The following is a 19414-nucleotide window of genomic DNA, read 5'->3' on the forward strand; positions in this document are numbered from 1 at the left end:
TTTATAATCTAAATACTTTATAGAAAAAATATGTCATTGACACACAGTGTTATCGATTTCAATAATTCAGAAATTGCTTTCCGGAATAAATCAAATGCCGAATTGAGACAAGCTCATTTACTATTTAAAGTAATGAACAATGCCGGTCTGGTAAAGCTAGGCAAACACTTGGTGAACATTGCCTTTGCTGTCCACTTTCCCGTTAAGGGAATCCTTCGTAACACCATCTATCAGCATTTTGTGGGGGGAACATCTATTGCAGATTGTTCCAAAACCATTCAAAAACTCGCAGCACGAAACGTGGGCACTATTCTTGATTTTGCGGTTGAGGGTGAGGAACGTGACGAACTTTTTGATGCCACGTGTGCAGAGGTCATTCGTACAATAGAATTTGCCCGTAACAACAGGCATGTACCGTTCAGTGCATTTAAAATAACCGGTGTCGGACGGTTCGACCTGCTTGCCAAAGTGAGTGAAAAAGCACAGCTTTCTGAGGAGGAGTCGAAAGAATACAGAAGGGTTTACGACCGTGTGGAGTCAATTTTCAAACGGGGTTATGATCTGGGTGTCCCTATACTTATCGATGCGGAGCACACCTGGATTCAACCTGTTTTGGACGACCTGGTGCTGGAAATGATGGAAAGATACAACAAAGATGTGGCCATTGTACAAAACACCTATCAGATGTACCGTCATGATGCCATTCACCGGTTAAAGGATCACCACCGGATTGCCTTGGATATGGGAGTGAAGTTTGGGCTTAAGATTGTACGGGGGGCTTATATGGAGATTGAGCGTGCACGTGCTGCCGAAATGGGTTACCCATCACCTATTCAGCCCGATAAGCCCGCTACGGACCACGATTTCAACGAAGTTATCCGTTATTTCATGGACCACCTCGATACCATCCATTTCATGGTGGCCACGCATAACGAAGTGAGCTCACAGCTGCTGGCGCAGTTAATTGATGAACGCGGCCTGCCTCATGATCATCCACATATTTATTTTTCACAACTCTACGGCATGAGTGACCACATTACCTTTAACCTGGCGGAGAAGGGTTACAATGTCGTAAAATACGTGCCTTACGGTGAAGTGAAAACAATGATGCCTTACCTTTTTCGCAGGGCCGAGGAAAACACATCGGTAAAAGGACAATCGAGTCGTGAACTGAAGCTTATCGAGAAAGAAGTCAGAAGAAGAAAAGGTAAATAGTCTGGAAATAGGTTTGTTGTCGGGTAAGGGTGATTTTTAATTTTTAAGTAAGATGATCAGTGTTGACCCCATGATCATAATAATGGATCCGGCGATTTTCTTTCCAATCTCTTTTTCCCGGAAAAATTTATATCCGAACAAAATACTTATTATGACAGAAAGCTGAAACAGCGATAATGCATAACCGACAGGCATGTGGTCAAAAGTGTAGTTTGTCGTAAGTTGCATTGTCCCTACGCATCCTGCTAACAGCAAGAACTTACTTGCATAATTAAATTTCATTGTCTTGCTGAGTTCTGCTTTGAGGTTCAGTTTGCAGAAAAACAGTACGATAAACGAAAACAAAGCACCAAACAGGCACCAACTCATGAATGCCACAGTGGTTGATGATGCCAGTATTACTTTTTTAATAAAAACGGCTTCGATAGCGGTAAGAATCATTGCCCAAATTCTGAATTGGATTTCGGGACGTTTCAGCAATCTCCACGAGAATTTCTCATCGGTCGTGTCTAAAACAAAGTAGCTCCCGTAAATTATCAATGCTATGCCCAGGATTCCCCAAATGTTAGGGATTTCTGAGAGTAGGAATATTCCGGCAATAATCCCAACAATGGATTTATAGGAATTAATGGGTCCCAGTACCGATAAATCGCCCAGGTGAAGCGCCTTTACCAGAAATCCGTTTCCCAATGCTCCTGCTATCCCTCCGAGTATCGAATAGATCCAGAAATCGTGGTTGAGATGGGATATTCGTAAAAAAAACAGCGAAATGCCACAAACCACCGATAGCAGAAAATAAGTGAGAAAGTTAACAACCAGCGGATGGCTCCCTTTTTGCCAGCGGGTTGGAAAATATCCTTAATATTACCGCTATCGTAATTGAAAGGGTTTCGGCCATTCGGGTGGAGTCCTTTTTGTCTTGTTGAGACTCACAGTTCCAGCAACTCTTTCTCTCCGCTGCTCTTCCCAAAGAGCATATCGGTTGGGTTTTCGAGCAGCTGCTTTACCCGTACCAGGAAACCCACAGACTCGCGTCCGTCAATCACGCGATGGTCGTAAGACAGTGCTACGTACATCATCGGCCGTACGACAATCTGCCCTTCTACCACCACCGGGCGGTCCAAGATATTGTGCATCCCCAAGATGGCAGATTGAGGGGGATTAATGATAGGGGTAGACATCATTGACCCGAAAACACCGCCGTTAGTTATCGTGAACGTTCCGCCTGTCATTTCGGGGATAGACAACTTCCCCTTGCGGGCTTTATCGGCAACCTCTGCAATGGCTTTTTCTATTTCGGACAGCCCCATGCTTTCCACGTTCCGGATCACGGGAACCATTAGTCCTTTGGGTGTGCTTACCGCTACCGAAATATCGGCATAGTCGTAAGTGGTCATGTTTTCACCTTCCATCATCGAGTTTACACTCGGAAATTCCTGCAGCGCTATGGAACAGGCTTTCAGGAAAAACGACATCATACCCAATTTGATTCCGTGTTTCTCAACGAATCTGTCCTGATAATTTTTTCGCAAATCCATAATCGGCTTCATATTTACTTCGTTGAACGTAGTAAGCATGGCTGTTTCGTTTTTTACGGAAACCAGGCGTTCGCTCAACTTTCGGCGTAACGAACTCATCCTGTCGATTCTGGATTCGCGGCTTGCCGGTTTTTTTAATCCGCTTACGGAGCTTACGCCGCTTGCTGCCAGTACTGCTTCCACATCGGAGCGTTTCAACCGGCGAAGGCCACTTATGACGTCTTCCAGCGACAGGTCGTTTTCTTCCATTACCCGTTTGGCTAATGGGGTCACTTTTACATTTCCATAATCATCCGTTGTGGCTTTTGCTTCCGGCTTCCGACTTTCTGTTTTGGCAGGTTCGGGTTTGATTTCTTTCTTTTCCGTGTCAGCGGGAGCTGTTGTCTGTTTCTTCTCTTCGGTTTCCACATCTGCTTCGGGTTGAACGGACGTATCAATGGTGCATGCTACGGAACCGACTTCCAGGCTATCACCCTCCGAAGCTTTCAACGATATTTTTCCCGATTCGTCGGCTACCAATGTCAGTGTTGCCTTTTCCGATTCCAACTCGGCTATTTCCGTGTCTTTCTTAACTACTGCTCCGTCTGCAACGAGCCATTTATAAAGCTCGACGTGCGTTATCGATTCTCCAGGGCTGGGTACCCTTATTTCTATTATTGCCATAATACCTCGGTTGTTATTCAATAGTTTTTCAGAATAAAAGCGAATCCAGATTGCATTTATTGTATTGCTTCCTTAATAATTTCTGCCTGATGTATCTTGTGTAAAGCCGTTAAGCCTTCTGCTGTTACGCCACTTGAAGGACGGCTGATGATCTGCAGGCTGCGGTCACCGATCCAGTGTTTAACAAACAGGGCAGCACCCATGTTCAGTGGCTCTTCCTGCACCCAGACAAGCTTTATATCTTTGCTGTAATTTTTCAGAATCTTTTGGAGTTGCTTTTCGGGGAAGGGATAGAGTTGCTCAATACGGATAATGGAAAGGTGGTCTGCATTAGCTTCTTTGCGTGCAGCATCCAGTTCGTAATAGATTTTACCCGAACACAACAGCAGTTTGGTTGCTTTCGACAGGGATTTTAGGCTGTTGTCGGCAATTATTTCCTGGAAATGCCCCTCGGTAAAATCAGCGATGGTCGATGTACAGTCGGGATGGCGCAACAAGCTTTTCGGTGTAAATGCGATCAAAGGAACCCGGATATCGCGATGCAATTGGCGGCGGATGGCATGAAAATGATTAGCCGGCGTTGTAGGGTTAACCACTTGCATGTTAAAGTTGGCACACAGGTTCAAAAAACGTTCAATTCTTCCGCTCGAATGCTCGGCTCCCTGTCCTTCGTATCCGTGTGGCAGAAACATCACCAAACCCGATTTCACGCCCCACTTTTCCTGTGCGGCAGAAATATATTGATCCACGATTACCTGCCCCACGTTAAAAAAGTCTCCAAACTGAGCTTCCCAGATAGTTAACCCGAAAGGATTGGCGAGTGAATATCCGTATTCAAAACCCAGCACTCCGTATTCGTTGAGTGGTGAATTGTACACACGCACCATGGCGTGCTCACCGCCTAAGTTCTTCAGTGGAAAGTATTTTTCTTCACCGTCTTCGGTTATGATTTCAGCATGACGGTGCGAGAAAGTTCCCCGCTCGGAATCCTGTCCGCTCAACCGAACGGGATAATTTTCCTTTGCCAGCGATGCATAAGCCATCAATTCGCCCATCGCCCAATCGTATGAATCGTCTTTAATCATGCCGGCTCTTTGTGAAAACAGCCGGACGGTTTTATTGTAGAAGTGCTTGTCCTTCGGCAATGACGTTATCTTTTCCGCTAATTCCAGAAACATCTCTTTCGATATTTTGGTATTGGCAATGGTCTCGAAATCCTCTGCTTTGGGAAACCTTATACCCTTGTATTTTTCTTCAAGAAAAAGTTGGATATTCAATTGCGTGCTTTCGTTGGCAGTTTCATATGCCTGATCCAGCACCTTGTGGAAGTCTGCCACCCGGGTTTCGTATTCCAGTTGGGTGAGTACTCCCTGGCTGATCAGTTTCCCGGCATAAATTTCCCGCGGATTCTTATGTTTAGCAATGATGTCGTATAACTTGGGTTGCGTAAAACGGGGTTCGTCACCTTCGTTGTGCCCGTATTTTCGGTACGAAAGTAGATCGATAAACACGTCGATATTGAATTTCTGACGGAACTCCAGTGCCAACTTTGCGACAAAGACCATGGCTTCCACGTCGTCTCCGTTTACATGGAAAACAGGCGACTGGGTTACTTTGGCAACGTCGGTACAGTAGGTGCTGGAGCGTCCCTGCAGGTAGTTGGTGGTGAACCCCACCTGGTTGTTTATTACGATATGGATGGTTCCTCCTGTTTTGTATCCATCCAGTTTTGAGAACTGGATGGTCTCGTAAACAACTCCTTGTCCGGCAATGGCGGCATCACCGTGTATCAAAATGGGTAACACCTGATTGTATTGAAAATCATGTTCCTGTTCCAACTTGGCTTTGGCAATTCCTTCCACCACAGGACCTACTGCTTCCAGGTGGGAAGGGTTGGGTGCCAGGCTGACGGAAATTTTTCGTCCCTCGTAATCGATAGTATTGTTATACCCCAGGTGATATTTTACGTCGCCGTACTTTATCTCTTCTCCGTAGTTTTCAGCGGTAAATCCGCGAAAAACCTGGGAGTACGGCTTTTTCATGATGTTTGTCAGTACGTTGAGCCTTCCCCGGTGGGCCATTCCTATTACAATATCGTTTACGTCGTACGATCCTCCGTGAGAAACGATGGCGTCCAGGGCTGGAATAATAGCTTCCGAGCCTTCCAGTGAAAACCGTTTTTGCCCCACGTATTTTCTGTGCATATAATCTTCAAACCCCGATGCTTCGATCAGGCTGTTGAGGATGTGCAGTTTTTTTTCGTTGGGAAGGGTTTCCTGGTTTTTGCTGCTTTCCATTTTTTGTTGTAACCATTGCACGATTTCCGGTTTCGTCATGTAACGGTATTCCACGCCGATGGATTTACAATAGGTCTCACTTAAATGTTCGACAATTTCTCTCAAGGTTGCTCTGCCGATTCCGATCTCTTTCCCGGCTTCGAATTCCTTGTCCAGATCGCTTTCGGAAAGATTGAAATTATCCAGATCGAGTGTAGGTGAATATTGACGGCGCGAACGGACCGGATTGGTTTTGGTAAACAGGTGTCCTCTACGTCTGTATCCGGTAATCAGGTTCATTACGGCTATTTCCTTGGTGGAAACTCCGACATCCCCCTTTATTTCCTGTGGCTTGGCAGGGAAATGCCTGGTGGCTAAATCAAAACCCTGAAAGAAAAAACGAAAGCTTTCATCGACACTTTCCGGATTTTCCATATACTGTTTATACAATTCTTCTATGGCTCCAATATCCATAAAATTTAACTCTTTGCGGGTATCCATCGATCAGTTGTTGTAGTTAATTTATTCAAACTGTAAAGATGATGATTTTGTTCACGCTTTGCAACAATTTTGTTTAGAAAAGCAGTTTAAGTCAAACCGGATTGTGCAAAACGCTACCCTTACATGAGGTTGATACGCTGTGATAAATTTTCTATCGGAGTGAAAAAACCTGAAAAAAAAATGAGGCAATCTCTTTTTGAAATTGCCCCATTTATTCTACAACGCCCTTTTGTTTCGTTATTTCATTTCCCAGATATGGGAAGAGCTCATCAGAAAATCGGTAAATGACTTTTTGGCTGCTTTCTTCTGTACTTCGGCAATCTGATTCTCGTATTCGGCTTCGTATGATGGCGAATCCACTGAGCGGATAACGCCCAACGCCACCGGGAGATCATTGTCGTAACCCATCAGGCTGAGCTTAATGTGTAATGCATTGTCAGTAGAGGAGGCATCGTGAACCAGAATATCATCCATTGTATATCCTTCTTCGCCGATAGTAACAGCTTTTAAGTTCCATCCATCCAGGACAATCCCCCGATTGTTCTCAAGTCCGAAAATCATTTTCTCGCCGTGTTTCAGCATAATTGTTTTCTCGGCTTTCCACGCGCGATCAGCAATCTTATTGTGAATACCATCGTTGAAAATGATGCAGTTCTGCAATACTTCCACCACGGATGTTCCTTTGTGTCTGGCTGCGGCTACCATTATCTCGGTGGTGTTCTTCATGTCCACGTCAATGGCTCTGGCGAAGAATGTCCCCCGTGCTCCGAAACAAAGTTCTGACGGACGGAAAGGATCTTCCACCGTTCCGAAAGGCGAGGATTTGGATACAAATCCACGATCGGAAGTGGGGGAGTACTGTCCTTTGGTAAGCCCGTAAATCTTATTGTTAAACAAGATGATGTTGATGTCTACATTTCTCCGGACGGTGTGGATAAAATGGTTTCCACCGATTGCCAGTGAATCGCCGTCGCCGGTTGCCACCCAAACATTCAGGTTGGGGTTGGATACTTTCACTCCGGTGGCGATGGCTGCGGCACGGCCGTGAATCCCGTGAAATCCGTAGGTGTTCATGTAGTAGGGCAAACGCGATGAACAGCCAATCCCCGAGACCACCACCGTCTCGTGTGGATGGATGTTCAGTTCTGCCATGGCTTTATGCACACAGCTTAAAATGGCAAAGTCTCCGCAACCCGGACACCAACGTACATTTACTTCACTTTTATAATCTTTTTGGGTATATTTTGCTTGTATTTTTTCTGCTGTTGCTGTTTCCATACATTTAATTTTTAGTTGTCTCCCATAATTTTAATAAACTCATCCACCAGCTCACTTACGCTGAAAGGTTGTCCTTCCACCCGATTGAACCGGTGTACCTTAATATCATCGAACTGGCTCAGTAAATAGGAAGCAAAATGGCCGGTATTTTGCTCGGCAACGATAATGGTTTTGTATTTCTTCAAAATATCGTACGTGTTGCGTGGCAACGGATTGATAAACCTGAAGTGCGCGAGGGCTACTTTTCTGTCTTTATCCTGAATGCGCATCATTACTTCCAGCAAATGGCCGTAAGTTCCTCCCCATCCAACGATAAGCGTGTCGGCATCTTTATTGCCGATGACCGCTTGTTCGGGGATGAAGTCGGCTATCTTTTTTATTTTTGCCTTACGGGTATCTACCATCAGTTGGTGGTTTTCGGGATTGGACGATATCACACCCGTGAAATAATCTTTTTCCAGTCCTCCGATGCGGTGCATGTATCCTTCGGTGCCCGGGACACCCCAGTACCTTACCAGCGTTTCTTCGTCGCGGAGATAGGGTTTCCAGTTTTCGGCACTTTCGTTGAAGTTCTTCTGAACGTAAGGAGGGGTGATAGTGGGGTATTTTTCGAGGTTTGGAATCTTCCACGTTGATGCACCGTTGGCAATATACCCGTCTGTAAGTAAAACCACCGGAGTCATATGTTCCAAGGCAATTTTCGATGCCCAGTAGGCACTGTCGAAACAATCGGTGGGGGTGGTGGCCGCTATCACCGCTAGGGGGCTTTCGCCGTTTCTCCCGTATAGAGCCTGAAACAAATCGGCTTGTTCGCTCTTGGTGGGCATTCCTGTTGATGGACCGCCACGCTGTACATCAACCACAACCAACGGCAGCTCGGTCATCACCGCTAGTCCAAGTGCTTCGCTTTTGAGCGACAACCCCGGACCTGAAGTGGAGGTTGCACCCAGGCTTCCGGCAAAGCTGGCGCCGATGGCGGTACAGATTCCGGCAATTTCATCTTCCATCTGCAATGCTTTTACGCCCAGGTCTTTCCTTGCGGAGAGTTCCTGTAAGATATCGGTGGCCGGCGTGATGGGGTAGGAACCTAGAAAAAGTTTTACTCCGGCTTTTTCGGCGGCTGCGATTAGTCCGTATGCTGTGGCAGTATTTCCGTTTATATCGGTATAAAAACCCTTTCCGGTTTCTACGGTGTCGATACGGTAGGTGGTAGCTGTCAGGTGTATGTTGTTTCCGTAGTTATATCCGTCTGTTAATGCTTTTATATTGGTTTCGACCAGTTTTGGCCTTTTCTTGAATTTGTCTTTCAGCAGTTGTTCGGCAATCTCAATCGGCCGGTTAAAGAGCCAGCAAACGATGCCCAGCGAAAACATGTTCTTGCTTCGTAAAATATCCTTGTTTTCCATTCCGCTGTCTGCCAGTGAGTCTTTGGTCATCGATGTGATGGCCACCGGAATAGGTTGAACGTCCTTGAGGTTAAGTTCTGCAAAAGGATCTTCTGTTTTGAAGAGCGCTTTCTCCAGGTCTTTTCGTGTGAAGGAATCGGTATCAAAAATGACGATCGATCCTTTTTTCAAGTGCTGGCGGTTGACTTTCAGTGCAGCGGGGTTCATCGCGACCAATACGTCGGCTTTATCTCCCGCGTTGTAAATATCTTTCGATCCTACACGGACCTGAAAACCAGAAACTCCGTTTAACGTGCCTTGCGGTGCGCGAATTTCTGCCGGATAATCGGGAAAAGTGGCGATTTCATTTCCAAAAATGGCAGACAAAGTGGAAAATAACGTCCCGGTTAACTGCATCCCGTCACCCGAGTCACCGGAAAACCGTATCGTTACCTGCTTCAAATCTGTAATTACAGTTTCATTAATCATAATAAATGTCTTGATTTGTAAATCTTTAACTTCTTTGTGTGTTTTTTCAATCGAGTTTTTGAAAAACAAGTTTCTAAACTTTTGACAGGTTAATTCCGTTGATAATAATACGGTGCAAAGTAACAAAAGAGTTGGGGAAAAAGCAAATTTTGCGTTCTATAAATTAATTAGCCGGATGCCTTACCTTGTGTTAACAGACTTCAAGCTTCCTGTTTCATGTCCTCTCAATATTTGCTCCCAGCTTATTCAACCGTAAGTCAATATCCTGATAGCCCCGGTCTATCTGGTCGATATTATGAATGATGCTTTTGCCCTTGGCGCTCATCGCCGCAATAAGGAGCGAGATCCCGGCGCGGATATCGGGCGAGATCATGGTCATCCCACGAAGGCGGAATCGATCACCTAACCCGATAACTGTTGCCCGGTGCGGGTCACATAAAATAATCTGAGCCCCCATATCGATAAGCTTGTCTACAAAAAACAGGCGGCTCTCAAACATTTTCTGGTGGATCAGCACGCACCCTTCGGCTTTGGTGGCAACAACAAGCATGACGCTCAGTAAGTCAGGGGTAAGGCCGGGCCACGGTGCATCGGCAATAGTCAGGATGGAACCGTCTATAAACGATTCGATGGTGTAATGTTCCTGGGGCGGAATGTATAAATCATCGCCCTGTTGCTGAACAGCGATACCCAACCTGCGGAAACTTTCGGGAATAATTCCCAGATTTTCTATCGACGCGTTCTTTATGGTTACTTCAGAAGCAGTCATCGCTGCCATTCCAATAAAGCTGCCGACCTCGATCATATCGGGCAGCAGTTTGTGGCGGCAACCCCCCAGTCTTGTAACTCCTTTTACGGTGAGCCGGTTAGAACCTATCCCTTCGATTTTTGCCCCCATCCTTACCAGCATCTTGCTCAATTGCTCCACATAAGGTTCACAGGCGGCATTATAGATAATGGTTTCTCCTTCTGCAAACACGGCAGCCATCAGCAAGTTAGCGGTTCCGGTAACCGATGCCTCTTCCAGCAGGATGTATTGCCCGCGCAGGTGGTTGGCGGAAAGGGAAAAAAGTTGTTTTTTTTCATCGAAAACCAGTTCGGCCCCCAGCTTCATGATTCCGTTGAAATGTGTATCCAAACGCCGCCGCCCGATTTTGTCGCCTCCAGGTTTGGGGACGATCGCTTTCCCGAATCGTGCCAAAAGTGGGCCAATTATCATAATTGAACCACGCAGGGCGGCGATTTTTTTCATGTAATCTTCGGTCTTCGTGAACTCCAAATCAATAGCTGAAGCTCTGAACGAATAGGTGTCCGGGCTTAATTTTTGCACTTCCACACCCATATCTTTAAGCAATGCTATAAGGTTGTTCACATCCAGGATATCGGGGATGTTTTCAATAACAACCTCTTCATCGGTAAGCAGTGTGGCGCAGATTACCTGTAATGCTTCGTTTTTTGCTCCCTGAGGAAATATTTCGCCTTTTAGCCGGTGTCCGCCTTCGATAATAAATGATGACATACGTTGATTTTCGATTTGTGCAAATTTAGGGTTTTCTTTTGAAATAATCGTTGTTTAGGAAAATACGGCCGGCATTTTCTGCCCTTTGTTAAAAAATCCAGACCTCCGGCTCCAGCATAATGTGGAATTTACATTGTACCTCGTTTTGAATGTCCTGAACGAAACTCAGTATTTCCTCCCCGTTTTCGGTTCCGTAATTCACGACAATCAGCGCGTGACCTTCGTAAATGCCCACGTTGCCTTTCCGTTTTCCTTTGCATCCCGTTTTCTCGATAAGGTATGCCGCCGAGGTCTTAAAACCGTTGTCTCCGATATTGTATATTGGCGCATCGGGTAGGAGTGTGAGCAGTTTTTCCTTTTGCGGTTTTGATAAAATGGGATTTTTGAAGAAACTCCCCGCGTTAGGCAATTCAAGGTGGTTGGGTAATTTGCGGGTACGGATCCGGATAATGGCTTCCCTTACCTGGGATAAAGAGGGGTGGAAATTGTTTCTCAGTTCCAGGTTCAGGTCTGCATATTTTTCTACATACGTAAATGCTTTTTGCAACCTGAAAACCGACGAGGTTACCACAAATTTACGGGTCTGCTTGAAGATGCTGTTTCGATAGGAAAAATTGCATGCTGTGTTGGAGAAACTTTCAATTTTGCCACTTGAGGCTTCCACTGTTTTCACGTACGTGATTACGTCTTTTACTTCGGCTCCGTAAGCACCGATGTTTTGTATGGGGGCCGCTCCTACAGTTCCGGGGATAAGCGATAGGTTTTCCACTCCCGAATAACCGCGAGAAACACAGAACTCCACAAAGTTGTCCCAATCTTCCGCTGCCCCTGCTTCAATTTCTACCCAATCGGCATTTTCCTCTAAAACACGGATGCCGTGGATTTCGGGTTTGATAATCAGCCCGTCGAAATCTCGGGTGAAAAACAGGTTGCATCCGCTTCCGATAACCAACTTCTTTTCGGTTTTGTAGCTGGAGAGAATTTCCTGCAATTCGGTAATGGTTGACGGTTGCGCGAAAAGTTTAGCCAGCGCTTTTGTTTTAAAAGAATTGTAGGGTTGAAGTTGGATGTCGTGTTGAATGTTCATTCGGGTTATGGGTTTATTGCTTATAGCGCCTATCTGTATATAAGAAATACGCACGGTTTCTTGTGCATATCGGGCAAATTGCCTTTCCAGGCCTTCACCGGTCTTGTTGCAATGTATTCATCCTCGCAGGAGATATTCATCGCGATACATAACAGTGTCTGAGGTTTGCAGTGCTGTAAAATATCCTCTGCCAGCTTTTTGTTGCGGTAGGGTGTTTCGATAAAAAGCTGCGTTTGATTTTCGGAATATACCCTGTTCTCCAGTTTCTTAAGTGTTTTTATCCGCTCGCCGGATTCAATGGGCAGGTAGCCGTGAAAAGCAAAGCTTTGCCCGTTGAATCCCGATGCCATCATCGCCATGAGTAAGGATGACGGGCCAACCAGCGGTACAACTTTTATTCTTTCGCTTTGTGCAATAGCCACTACATCAGCTCCCGGATCGGCTATGGCCGGACAGCCTGCTTCGGAGATAATTCCCACACTTTCTCCCTGCCGGATGGGTTTCAGGTACGCTGAAATACGATGCCGGTCGGTATGTTCGTTCAACTCGTAGAAAGCAAGGGAATCGATATCGATTTCAGGATTGCATTGCTTCAGAAATCTACGTGCTGTTCGTACGTTTTCTACGATGAAATGGCGTAAATCGGAAGTGATCCGGAGGTTGTACGATGGTAAAACCTGGTTGACCGGCGTGTCTCCCAGCGTTGTGGGAATCAGGTATAAGGCGGCATCTTTCATAGTAACTTGTTTACAGCCATGTATTTCCATAAAGGAGCAGCCATGGTAGCCTGAATAATTTCTCCGTTCATCAGCAACTCTTTTACTTCATCAAGAGAAAAGAGATGCACCGTAAGGTCTTCGGAGTCTTCTAGTGCCTGGTCATTTATCCTTTCCACATCCTCAGCGATAAAACAGTAGGAGAGGTTTGTGTTTGCGCTTGCATTGGGAGAAACACAGATAAATTCGCTCCATTTCCCTTTTCCGTAGCCGGTTTCTTCCATCAACTCCCGTTTTGCCGATTCGAGTGGCGACCGGTCGCTGTTTTCGCATACCCCGGCACACAGTTCGTAGCAAACCTGTCTGATTCCATGCCTGTACTGCTTCACCAGTACAAATTTTTTCTCGCGGGTTATAGCAATCGTATTTACCCAATTGGCGTACTCCAAGACGTAATATTCGGGAGCGATATTTCCGTTGGGCAATTGCAGTTGCTCTTTTCTGACCGTTAACCAGGGTTCCTGATGCAGGTATTCGCTTCCCAATACTCTCCAATGCAGGGATTTGTTGTCGCTTTTCAAATTCATGGATGAACATTTTCCTGCAAAATTAGCCAAAAATGTTTATACATGTTGTGATTTTACGAATCAATAACCTATCCGGATAAGATCGTATATTGAATCGATTTTTACTTTGTCTGCAAACTCGCTTACCAGGTTGATGTTGGCAAATGCGATAAAAACCGTTACCATAAAAGCTATTCCGTACAAACCGCCGGTTATGTGTGCCGAGTGATTGATCCCTTTGGATTGCTTTTTGTCAAGTGAAACAGAAATAAGCAAAAAAATCGTTCCGAAAAGGAAAGCGGGTAGCCATACCGGGATAAATAGGACTCCCATGAAATTCATCGGGTTTATGAGAATATATGCGAAAATTATTGCTGAAACTGCCCCGGACGCACCCACTCCCCGGTAACTGTTGTTGTTTTTCTGTTTAAGGTAAGTGGGGAGAATGGATACGGGCAGGGCGGTTACGTAGAGCAGCAGGTAATAGAAAACTCCTGTCTGTCCTCCAAATGTTGCTTTAAAAGCACGCTCTATATCGCCGCCAAAAAAATAGAGCGTGAACATATTGAATATAAGGTGCGTATAGTCGGCGTGTAATACACCATACGTGAAGAAACGATACCATTGTCCGCGACCCGCTTCTGTGGGCCTGAAAATGAATTTATCCATCATCGTATAGTTGCCGAAAGCAGCTATGGAAATTACCGATGTTATTCCGATTATCAGGAACGTGATCATATTTATTTTGTGGCAGCTATTACCCCACGGAAATATCCGATGGATTCGGCAATGCCCAGAAACGGATCATTCATGTTACGCTCGTGCTCCAAGCTACAAACGCCTTCGTATCCTACTTTTCTGAGCATTTTTACAAACGCCGGAATATCCAGTATTCCCCGGCCCACTTCAACGGAATAGCCTTGTTTCGTGGCTCCGGTCACATCCTTGATATGCACATCAAAAACTCGGGACCGGTATTTTTTCAGGTCTTTCACAGGATCTTTTCCATTACGGCGGTCATGGCCGATATCCAGACACATCCCGATGCGTGGATCAAGATCTTTTACGTTCTTCCAGACATCATCGGCGTCGGGATAAAGGGGCATGTCTGGTCCGTGAAGATGAATGGCATACTTGAAATCGTACTCTTTCACTTTTTTATCGACGTAAGGCAGTAAATCATAGTTGGGAACCCCGACGATCATTTTCACTCCCACACGTTTCGCATACTCAAACGCTTTGTCAATTTCTTCCTGCGACCGCATATAAATGGGGCCAACAGCATAGCCGGTCACGTTTTTGGCTTTCAGCTTGGCGTGAAAAGCCGCAATCTGTTCATCGGTACTGTTCATCGGCAAATGAAAATCTTTGATGCAAAGGTAGCGAACATCGCATTTCTGCATGATTTCCAATGTCTTGTCCAAGTCAAATTTTACAAATGTATACCCGGCCATTCCCACTTTAAATTTTTCGAATGTGTCCGGCGCCGGTTGCGGGTCGGGTCGTTGTTGTGCATGGATCAACAGGGAAACCAAAATTCCCGTCAGCAAAAAAACTAATTTCTTCATCTTGAGTTAAATTAAAAAAGTATTTCTGTGTTCGTGCACAAAAATACAAATTTTATGGAGAAGCACGAATAAAAAGTGAAGTTTGTTATAAAATAATTGCTTATTCAATAAATCGAACCTTTTTTCGTTACTTTGTAAACAACTAAAGCAAATGAACGGATGAACTTTTTATTCGAATCCCGGCAACCTGTGAGATATGCTTTTATAGCTGTTGCAACTGTGATTGCCCTTGTTTCGCTTGTCTTCTCGAACACGCTTGTAAAAGGATTGGCCAAAGAGGAAAGGAATAAAGTTGAGATCTGGGCTGCGGCAACAGAGTTGTTAGCCAAAAGCGATGAAAGCAGCGACATGAATCTGGTATTGCAGATTCTGCAAAGTAACAAGACCATTCCTGTAATCTTGTACGATAAAACCAGTAATACACTTTCTGCGAATAACATAAAACTACCTGAAAAAGACACTCAAGGGTTTTTGCTGAAAAAAACAGGGGAGTTTGCTGTAAAACACGATCCCATTGAACTTGAGGAACTCAATCAGTCTGTTTATTTTGATGATTCTTTTATTCTTAAACGGTTGCAGATATATCCGTATGTACAGTTGTTGGTGATTTCTATTTTTATAGCGTTAGCTTTTTTTGCTCTCATGAGCTCACAAAAAGCACAGCAGAACAAGGTATGGGCTGGATTGTCGAAAGAGACGGCTCATCAGTTGGGAACGCCTATCTCGTCGTTGATAGCGTGGACGGAGTATTTAAAGCTGAAAGGGCTCGATCCAGCTTTGATAAACGAAATGGGTAAGGATGTGTATCGGTTGGAGGTCATTGCCGAGCGATTTTCGAAAATCGGATCCGTTTCCGATATAAAGCCTGTGATCTTGCAAGATGCAGTAAAACAATCGGTTGCCTATCTCGAGAATCGGATATCCGATAAAGTGCGGTTGATTTTCGATTTTCCCGAATCTTCAGCAATGGTGCAACTGAATGAATCGTTGTTCAGTTGGGTAATCGAGAACCTGACCAAAAACGCGGTTGATGCAATGGGAGGAGAAGGCATTATTACTTATTCAATGGGCGAAAAAGGGAGGCATTGCTTTCTTGATATCTCCGACACGGGAAAAGGCGTTTCAACATCGAAATTCAACCGTATTTTCCAGCCCGGATTCACCACCAAGGAACGGGGATGGGGATTAGGGTTATCCCTGGCCAAACGTATAGTGGAGAACTATCACGAGGGAAAAATTTTTGTTAAGCAGTCAGAAATCGGAAAAGGGACCACCTTTAGAATTTTGTTGAGGAAAGGATAATTTCTTCCGCCCCCGCATATTTTTTCAACAACTCCACTGAAAAGTCTGTTGCTTCCTCCAGGCCTTCTCTTCCGGAATATCCGTTTATAATCATCAACAGGCGGGTTGTTTCCCCGGTTATTTTTGTGCGTTCTTCGTCGCTGGTAGGTGTGCCTATTCCCCCAACTTCATCCCGGTAGACAGGCAATCCTTCGATGTTTAACAAACCACGGCCAATAGCTTCAAATTTTTCTCCGGCTGTTCCAATGCCCAAAACCAGATTACCCTGAATTTTATCATAATCAAACCCTCCGATGGAATATCCGGTTTTCAGCGAAACAAAATTTATCAGATCTACCAACGTATCGATCGGATATAAATCTATACCCTTAATTATCCGTCTGCACAATGCTTCTGCCGATGGCCGGTACCGGTTAGGATCCTTTCCCAGATTTTTATACGCCTGTCGCGTGGCAAAAATTGCTTTTCTTTTGTTTATATCTTCCATTTTATACCTTGCCCGGAAATCTGTCGAAAATACCTCCACCTCTTTCCATAATTTTTCGTTGTGAGGGGAATTTTTTACCCTGCAGATTATGGCAGAGAAGCAAAACTCGGGACAAGCCCGGAAAATTTCGTCGCTGACGGTTATCTTGATCTCGCTCATTCTTATTTATTGTTTAATTTTCGTATGCATTAGCTGCTGCCCCTCATACAACTAAATATGAGATATCTGGATGTTTTATGGGTTGCCCGTTAGATGAGACAGGCATAATGCCGCCCCCTGGTTACCGCAGAGCCAGGCAATAAATATAAACCTTTTTGAAGGTCAATGAATCACAAATTTACAAAATCTCCACCAAACTTTTCAGTATTTAGCGCAAGGGAATGAATTTATGAAAAATAACTTACAAAAAGTTGTAAAAAATGAGAGCAATGACTATATTTGCGTGAGTTTTTGTTTTTCTATGACTGAAGAGAAAAGAAAGTTGTTGACTGATCTGGAGTTTCGTGTGAGACAGGTGATGTTCATGTGCGACACTCTTAAAGAAGAGAATATTCGACTAAAATCTGATTTACAGGTTATTCAACAACAGTTAGTTGAAAAAACAGAGCAACTTAATCAGTTGAAAACAAAATACGATAGTTTAAAAACGGCAAGAACCATTACTGCGGCATCGGTGGATGTGAGAGTTGCCAAAAACAAGCTGTCCAAATTAGTGCGAGAAGTTGATAAATGCATAAATTTATTGAACAGTTAAAAACGGGAAATTTATGCTATGGGCGACGAAAAGTTTTTATTAACGTTGGAAATTGACGGCCGGAAGTATCCACTGAAGATCAAACAATCGGAAGAGGAAGCTTTCAGAAAAGCTGCCAAGACAATACACAATAAGATCAATCAGTACAGGGTTAAGTTTGGTGGAAATCCCGATTTAATCGTACAAGACTTTATGGCTATGACTGCTATACAGGCATTGGTGGAGAATTTTTCTATTGAAAGTAAGAATAATACGAAACCCTATGAGGATACAATCAGTACGCTGATAAAAGAACTGGATCTTTTTCTAAAGAAATAGAACAGAATCCTGATTGTCAGGGCCAACTCACATCGCACTTTTTCACGGGTGATTTTAATCAATCCGTGGACAGTGCGATTTTTTTTAACAAGATTCAACATAAAAATAAAGTAGAACCATCTCTCGTTTTTGATTGGATAAATTGAAAGCGGGGATTTTATAAATCATTAATAATCAGAAATATGGAAATAGTTGTAGGAGTTATCGGAATAGTTATCGGAGCAGTTATTGCCTGGTACTTAACCGGTAAGGCAGCAAATTCGCGTGCTCAGAATATTTTGAGTGATGCCGAGAAAGATGCTGAGGTAATCAGAAAAAATAAATTACTGGAAGCTAAAGAGGAAATTATTTCGATGAAGGCTGAAGCTGAAAAGCAGGCCAATGCACGTACATCGAAAATACAAATTACCGAAAACCGGTTGAAACAACGAGAGATGTCGTTGAATCAACGGCAGGAAGAGCTGGGTAAAAAAGGGAACGAGATTGACACTCTTCGTGTTAATCTGGAGAATCAGCAAGAACTGTTGGACAAGAAAAGTGCTGAGCTGGAGAAAGTTTATCGCCAGTCTGTTGAACAGTTGGAAACAATTTCGGGACTTTCGGCCGATGAAGCCAGGGAGCGTTTGGTTGAATCTGTCAAGGAAGAGGCCAAGACCAACGCTCAATCGTACATCAACGAGATTATGGAAGAGGCTAAAATGACGGCAAACAAAGAAGCTAAACGTATTGTAGTTCAAAGTATCCAGCGTGTGGCGACAGAAACCGCAATTGAGAATGCTGTTACGGTCTTTCATATCGATTCCGATGAAGTAAAAGGGCGTATTATCGGGCGTGAGGGACGAAATATCCGGGCGTTGGAAGCCGCAACGGGGGTGGAAATTGTTGTGGACGATACTCCCGAGGCGATTGTTTTATCGGGTTTTGACCCTGTTCGTCGTGAAATTGCCCGCCTGTCGCTCCATCAACTTGTTGCAGATGGACGTATTCATCCTGCAAGGATCGAGGAGGTGGTATCTAAAGTGAAGAAACAGATTGAGGAAGAGATCGTTGAAACCGGTAAGCGTACGGTTATTGATTTGGGAATCCATGGGATGCATCCCGAGTTGATCCGTTTGATCGGGAAAATGAAATACCGTTCCTCCTACGGACAAAATCTGCTTCAACACTCTCGTGAGACGGCTAACCTTTGCGCCATTATGGCTGCTGAGCTTGGATTGAATCCCAAAAAAGCCAGACGTGCCGGATTACTGCACGATATTGGTAAGGTGCCGGATGATGAGCCGGAACTGCCACACGCTATGATTGGAATGAAACTGGCGGAGAAATACAAGGAAAAACCCGATATATGCAACGCTATCGGCTCGCACCACGATGAGGTGGAGATGACTACTCTCCTGGCACCGATTGTTCAGGTTTGTGACGCTATTTCGGGGGCGCGTCCCGGTGCAAGGCACGAAATAGTGGAAGCGTACATGAAACGACTGAACGACCTGGAAAACCTCGCGCTTTCGTATCCAGGTGTGGTGAAAACTTATGCTATTCAGGCCGGCCGGGAATTACGGGTTATTGTTGGAGCAGACAAGCTCGATGATCAGGATACGGAAAAATTATCCGCAGAAATTGCCAAGAAAATACAAACCGATATGACTTATCCCGGCCAGGTGAAAATTACCGTGATCCGTGAAACAAGAGCGGTGAGTTATGCGAAATAGAACGGTTTAGCGTTACCGCTAAACACTACGAAAGCCGCTA

At 44.7% G+C, this 19414-nt stretch carries 16 protein-coding genes and 1 pseudogene; 5 read left to right on the forward strand and 12 right to left on the reverse strand.

What is annotated here, in order from left to right; genetic code table 11:
* Positions 1 to 30: 30 nt before the first annotated feature.
* A complete protein-coding gene (locus tag KCV26_09660) occupies positions 31 to 1215 on the forward strand; it encodes a proline dehydrogenase family protein (GenBank protein ID WZX35591.1) in 1185 nt (394 codons plus the stop codon).
* 36 nt (positions 1216 to 1251) lie between these two features.
* Here KCV26_09660 and KCV26_09665 read toward each other — a convergent pair.
* The 11 genes and pseudogenes from KCV26_09665 to KCV26_09715 all read right to left on the reverse strand — a co-directional run bounded on the left by KCV26_09665 (position 1252) and on the right by KCV26_09715 (position 14801).
* A pseudogene (locus tag KCV26_09665) lies at positions 1252 to 2113 on the reverse strand (EamA family transporter).
* Positions 2114 to 2144: 31 nt separating this feature from the next.
* Positions 2145 to 3416 (reverse strand): 2-oxoglutarate dehydrogenase complex dihydrolipoyllysine-residue succinyltransferase, encoded by a 1272-nt coding sequence (odhB, locus tag KCV26_09670; protein ID WZX35592.1) that lies wholly within the window; start codon positions 3414 to 3416, stop codon positions 2145 to 2147.
* Positions 3417 to 3472: 56 nt separating this feature from the next.
* Positions 3473 to 6193: a 2-oxoglutarate dehydrogenase E1 component gene (locus tag KCV26_09675; GenBank protein WZX35593.1), complete on the reverse strand. Its 2721-nt coding sequence runs from the start codon at positions 6191 to 6193 to the stop codon at positions 3473 to 3475.
* Between the two features lie 237 nt (positions 6194 to 6430).
* Complete coding sequence (locus KCV26_09680) at positions 6431 to 7471, reverse strand: 2-oxoacid:ferredoxin oxidoreductase subunit beta (GenBank protein ID WZX35594.1); 1041 nt, start codon at positions 7469 to 7471, stop codon at positions 6431 to 6433.
* Between the two features lie 11 nt (positions 7472 to 7482).
* Entirely contained in the window at positions 7483 to 9345 is a 1863-nt protein-coding gene (locus KCV26_09685; protein WZX35595.1) for a 2-oxoacid:acceptor oxidoreductase subunit alpha, read from the reverse strand.
* Between the two features lie 214 nt (positions 9346 to 9559).
* On the reverse strand, positions 9560 to 10864 hold the full coding sequence (murA, locus tag KCV26_09690) for a UDP-N-acetylglucosamine 1-carboxyvinyltransferase (GenBank protein WZX35596.1): 1305 nt from the start codon (positions 10862 to 10864) through the stop codon (positions 9560 to 9562).
* 88 nt (positions 10865 to 10952) lie between these two features.
* Positions 10953 to 11951, reverse strand: coding sequence for a UDP-N-acetylmuramate dehydrogenase (murB, locus tag KCV26_09695; GenBank protein ID WZX35597.1), 999 nt, complete (start codon positions 11949 to 11951; stop codon positions 10953 to 10955).
* A gap of 29 nt (positions 11952 to 11980) precedes the next feature.
* Positions 11981 to 12688, reverse strand: coding sequence for an SAM-dependent methyltransferase (locus KCV26_09700; GenBank protein ID WZX35598.1), 708 nt, complete (start codon positions 12686 to 12688; stop codon positions 11981 to 11983).
* Positions 12685 to 13254, reverse strand: coding sequence for an NUDIX hydrolase (locus tag KCV26_09705; protein WZX35599.1), 570 nt, complete (start codon positions 13252 to 13254; stop codon positions 12685 to 12687). Before KCV26_09705 ends, KCV26_09700 begins: the two co-directional genes overlap by 4 nt.
* Positions 13255 to 13314: 60 nt before the next feature.
* On the reverse strand, positions 13315 to 13971 hold the full coding sequence (locus KCV26_09710) for a rhomboid family intramembrane serine protease (GenBank protein ID WZX35600.1): 657 nt from the start codon (positions 13969 to 13971) through the stop codon (positions 13315 to 13317).
* A 2-nt stretch (positions 13972 to 13973) separates the two neighbouring features.
* Positions 13974 to 14801 carry a sugar phosphate isomerase/epimerase gene (locus KCV26_09715; GenBank protein WZX35601.1) on the reverse strand — a complete coding sequence of 276 codons (828 nt, stop codon included), beginning with the start codon at positions 14799 to 14801 and terminating at the stop codon, positions 13974 to 13976.
* A gap of 159 nt (positions 14802 to 14960) precedes the next feature.
* Here KCV26_09715 and KCV26_09720 point away from each other — a divergent pair, with 159 nt between their 5' ends.
* Positions 14961 to 16103: a HAMP domain-containing histidine kinase gene (locus tag KCV26_09720; GenBank protein ID WZX35602.1), complete on the forward strand. Its 1143-nt coding sequence runs from the start codon at positions 14961 to 14963 to the stop codon at positions 16101 to 16103.
* On the opposite strand, the gene KCV26_09725 is transcribed toward KCV26_09720, so the two are convergent.
* A complete protein-coding gene (locus tag KCV26_09725) occupies positions 16078 to 16749 on the reverse strand; it encodes a hypothetical protein (protein ID WZX35603.1) in 672 nt (223 codons plus the stop codon). The genes KCV26_09720 and KCV26_09725 overlap by 26 nt on opposite strands.
* Positions 16750 to 16978: 229 nt before the next feature.
* Between KCV26_09725 and KCV26_09730 the strand changes: the two genes are divergently transcribed.
* From KCV26_09730 to rny, 3 genes are all read left to right on the forward strand, one after another.
* Positions 16979 to 17344 (forward strand): hypothetical protein, encoded by a 366-nt coding sequence (locus KCV26_09730; protein ID WZX35604.1) that lies wholly within the window; start codon positions 16979 to 16981, stop codon positions 17342 to 17344.
* Positions 17345 to 17362: 18 nt separating this feature from the next.
* Positions 17363 to 17662 (forward strand): cell division protein ZapA, encoded by a 300-nt coding sequence (locus tag KCV26_09735; GenBank protein WZX35605.1) that lies wholly within the window; start codon positions 17363 to 17365, stop codon positions 17660 to 17662.
* Between the two features lie 182 nt (positions 17663 to 17844).
* Positions 17845 to 19374 carry a ribonuclease Y gene (gene rny / locus KCV26_09740; GenBank protein WZX35606.1) on the forward strand — a complete coding sequence of 510 codons (1530 nt, stop codon included), beginning with the start codon at positions 17845 to 17847 and terminating at the stop codon, positions 19372 to 19374.
* The last annotated feature ends 40 nt before the right edge of the window (positions 19375 to 19414 follow it).

Source organism: Petrimonas sulfuriphila (assembly GCA_038561985.1).
GTDB lineage: Bacteria > Bacteroidota > Bacteroidia > Bacteroidales > Dysgonomonadaceae > Petrimonas > Petrimonas sulfuriphila.

Coding starts and splice junctions, on each gene's coding strand:
- KCV26_09660 (WZX35591.1), top strand. CDS start 31: ATGTCATTGACACACAGTGTTATCGATTTCAATAATTCAGAAATTGCT.
- odhB (WZX35592.1), bottom strand. CDS start 3,416: ATGGCAATAATAGAAATAAGGGTACCCAGCCCTGGAGAATCGATAACG.
- KCV26_09675 (WZX35593.1), bottom strand. CDS start 6,193: ATGGATACCCGCAAAGAGTTAAATTTTATGGATATTGGAGCCATAGAA.
- KCV26_09680 (WZX35594.1), bottom strand. CDS start 7,471: ATGGAAACAGCAACAGCAGAAAAAATACAAGCAAAATATACCCAAAAA.
- KCV26_09685 (WZX35595.1), bottom strand. CDS start 9,345: ATGATTAATGAAACTGTAATTACAGATTTGAAGCAGGTAACGATACGG.
- murA (WZX35596.1), bottom strand. CDS start 10,864: ATGTCATCATTTATTATCGAAGGCGGACACCGGCTAAAAGGCGAAATA.
- murB (WZX35597.1), bottom strand. CDS start 11,951: ATGAACATTCAACACGACATCCAACTTCAACCCTACAATTCTTTTAAA.
- KCV26_09700 (WZX35598.1), bottom strand. CDS start 12,688: ATGAAAGATGCCGCCTTATACCTGATTCCCACAACGCTGGGAGACACG.
- KCV26_09705 (WZX35599.1), bottom strand. CDS start 13,254: ATGAATTTGAAAAGCGACAACAAATCCCTGCATTGGAGAGTATTGGGA.
- KCV26_09710 (WZX35600.1), bottom strand. CDS start 13,971: ATGATCACGTTCCTGATAATCGGAATAACATCGGTAATTTCCATAGCT.
- KCV26_09715 (WZX35601.1), bottom strand. CDS start 14,801: ATGAAGAAATTAGTTTTTTTGCTGACGGGAATTTTGGTTTCCCTGTTG.
- KCV26_09720 (WZX35602.1), top strand. CDS start 14,961: ATGAACTTTTTATTCGAATCCCGGCAACCTGTGAGATATGCTTTTATA.
- KCV26_09725 (WZX35603.1), bottom strand. CDS start 16,749: ATGAGCGAGATCAAGATAACCGTCAGCGACGAAATTTTCCGGGCTTGT.
- KCV26_09730 (WZX35604.1), top strand. CDS start 16,979: ATGAAAAATAACTTACAAAAAGTTGTAAAAAATGAGAGCAATGACTAT.
- KCV26_09735 (WZX35605.1), top strand. CDS start 17,363: ATGGGCGACGAAAAGTTTTTATTAACGTTGGAAATTGACGGCCGGAAG.
- rny (WZX35606.1), top strand. CDS start 17,845: ATGGAAATAGTTGTAGGAGTTATCGGAATAGTTATCGGAGCAGTTATT.